We start from the raw sequence: 3113 nt of genomic DNA on the forward strand, positions 1-3113 counted from the left end.
ACTTTATATTATTTGGTGATGATGGCGAAGAGGTCACACCCGTTCCCATGCCGAACACGGAAGTTAAGCTCTTCAGCGCCGATGGTAGTTGGGGGTTTCCCCCTGTGAGAGTAGGACGTCGCCAAGTAAGAAGAGGGAAAGATCAGTAGAGATACTGGTCTTTTTTTGTTTGAATGAAATAATTAAAACGAAACCGAAGGTTTCCGTTAAGATGTAGAGATAAAGTATAACTACTAGCCTGAGGCTTGGGAGAAGCATATCAATGAAGATTTTTAAGGTAATGAAGCTTAAGATAAAAAGTCTTTTGGTGGTTGGATTTTTCATGCTTCTATTTTTAGGGTTGCTATTGACTACGATTCGTCCGATTCTGTTAGAAGATGCTATAAAATTAGATGAAACTAACATTCAGAGGGAGTTAGATACGATAAATAACCAGTTGATATCTACAATGGGCATGATTAAAAAAACAAATTTAGACTGGTCTGTATGGGATGATACATATTTGTATATCAAAGGTGACTATCCTGAATTCCCGGAGGTCAATCTACAAAAGGCTACTTTCGAAAATACGATGCTTAATTTTATGATTTATTTAGATGATAAAAATCAGTTAGTACATCAAGTCGGATACAATCATGAAAATAAAGAATTCCTTACCATTGGAAAGGAATTTTACAAAGAATACTTGCCGATTGTCCAATCAAAAGATAATGAAAAAACGCATCTTATAACTACTGAATATGGATTAACTGTAACATCGTTTGAACCAGTATACTTGAGTAGTGGAGAAGGTCAATCTGCTGGAACTTTAATAGTAGGGATGATAATAAATGAGCAGTTTATGGAGGAATTGGGAAAAAGAATTAATATTCAACTTACTTTAAAAGAAGTTAATAAGCCTTTTTCGAGAAGAACAAAAGTAGAGGTAATAAATGATCAGAAAATTAAAGGTTCACTATTTTTGAAAGATTATAGTGAAAATAAAGTTTATGAAATAAGTTATGTGAATAACAGAAATTACTTTATACAGAAAAGATCGGGTGTCAACCAATTATCAGTGTATATCTTTTTAACTAGTATTGCGACAATTCTCTTGATTCTTTTTTTGCTGAACCGTTTTATTGTTTCTCGTATCGGTAACTTATCTATACAATTAAAACATATTCAAGATAATAAAGAAATTAGACTAAGGGTTACGTCAAATGATAGAAATAAAGATGAGTTATCGGATTTGGAAAAATCAATTAATGCAATGTTAGAATCACTTGAGAAAAAACATAATGAAATTGTTAGTTTAGCTTATTATGATCCTTTGACGATGCTTCCAAATCGTTATTATTTAAATGAAGAATTTCACAAGTTAGTTAAAAAGAATCAACAAAAAGTAGCTATTTTGTTTTTGGATCTTGATGGTTTTAAACGTATTAATGACTCTCTTGGCCATGAAATAGGGGATCGCTTACTTTTTAGTGTTTCTGATAGAATTGCTCCACTAATATCTAAAAGAGAAGGGATATTTTCGAGATTTGGTGGTGATGAATTTGTGGTAGTCGTGAACTATATTCACATAGAAGATTTGAAAAAGTTAATCCAGGATATTCTGATTGAGGCTGGGGAAGAAAATCAATTAAAGACATATAAGACCTTTGTAACAGCTAGTATAGGGGTTAGTATCTATGGACAGGATGGCACTAGCCTAAATGAATTACTGCAGAAGGCCGATATTGCTATGTATGAAGCGAAACGAAAAGGTAAAAATCAATCATGTTTTTATCAAGATTTAGAGATAGCTAGTGGATATAAAAATATACTTGAATTAGAGAATGATTTAAAATTCGCTCTGAGTATGAAACAGCTAGAGATACATTATCAACCGATCGTTTGTAGTGTAGACCACAGTATTTTGGGTGTGGAAGCTTTGGTTCGTTGGAATCATCCATCAAAGGGTATGATTTCACCAGCGCTTTTTATTCCTATAGCAGAAGAAACGGGACTTATGCCCGCAATAGGTGAATGGGTGTTAAAAGAATCTATTAAGCAGATAAGCTCTTTACACAGTAAAGGATTTAAAAACTTAGTACTATCAGTTAATGTATCAAAAACACAGATGAAGGATAAAAGCTTTATTTATAAGTTAGATGAAATCTTAACCAAATATAATTACCCTGCTTCAAATCTGCAAGTTGAGATTACAGAAAGTGTGATTGATTCTTACCTAAATGAAATTCAAGATTTTTCAAATGCACTAAAAAAACGTGACATTATGATTGCGCTTGATGATTTTGGAGTGGGAACGTCCTCGCTCTTATTTATTAAAGAGTTACCAATTGATGTAATAAAAATTGATCGAAACTTTATTAAAAATGTACCAAGTGATTCATTTGATACTATACTACTATCTGGTATTTTTGAAGTGATTACAGCTTTAAATATAGATGTTGTTGTAGAGGGGATTGAACAAGAAGAACAAGTAAATTACATTTCATCACAATATAACACCAGACTACAAGGTTTTTATTTTAGTCGTCCATTACCGTTTTCCATCCTTCTAGAAAAATACTTTACTATGACTTAAGGGTTTTAGCGTGAAGCGCATGAGATTTCACGCTTTTCTTATTCCTCCGATTGATACCTTACATGCATTGTCTTCAATCGGAATATTTATTATGGTATTTTTATATAGGAAAAGCTCAGTTTTATTAACAATTATGAAGTTTTGATTAAAATAAATATTAAAAAAGCTGTTGTTAAGTAGTTGACAATAAACTAATAGTTAGTTATTATAAGTTTCTGCCGTTAATTGACTGAATTGAAAATTTGATTTTTGAAAAATACTTTTAAAAAGTTGTTGACTTATTGTGTTTCAAACGGTATACTAATAAAGTTGCTTCTCAAAAAGAAGTTAACAGCAAATGATCTTTGAAAACTAAACAAAACCAAGCGTGCCAACGTTAATTTCGATTAACAAAATCGTACTATATAATAGTGCAAAACTTTTATGAGCTACATCAAACACTTTATTGGAGAGTTTGATCCTGGCTCAGGACGAACGCTGGCGGCGTGCCTAATACATGCAAGTCGAGCGAATCTGAGGGAGCTTGCTCCCAAAGATT

General features: G+C 32.3%; 1 protein-coding gene and 2 rRNA genes. All 3 read left to right on the plus strand.

Annotation, left to right across the window (positions count from 1 at the left end; genetic code table 11):
- Nucleotides 1-11: 11 nt before the first annotated feature.
- Nucleotides 12-127: ribosomal RNA gene (gene rrf, locus LC095_RS26525) — 5S ribosomal RNA — on the plus strand.
- Nucleotides 128-262: 135 nt separating this feature from the next.
- Nucleotides 263-2575: an EAL domain-containing protein gene (locus LC095_RS26530; RefSeq protein ID WP_226530908.1), complete on the plus strand. Its 2313-nt coding sequence runs from the start codon at nucleotides 263-265 to the stop codon at nucleotides 2573-2575.
- A 442-nt stretch (nucleotides 2576-3017) separates the two neighbouring features.
- A 16S ribosomal RNA gene (locus tag LC095_RS26535) occupies nucleotides 3018-3113 on the plus strand; the annotation flags it as partial.

It is taken from the genome of Metabacillus niabensis, from assembly GCF_020524345.1.
Taxonomy (GTDB): domain Bacteria; phylum Bacillota; class Bacilli; order Bacillales; family Bacillaceae; genus Metabacillus; species Metabacillus niabensis_B.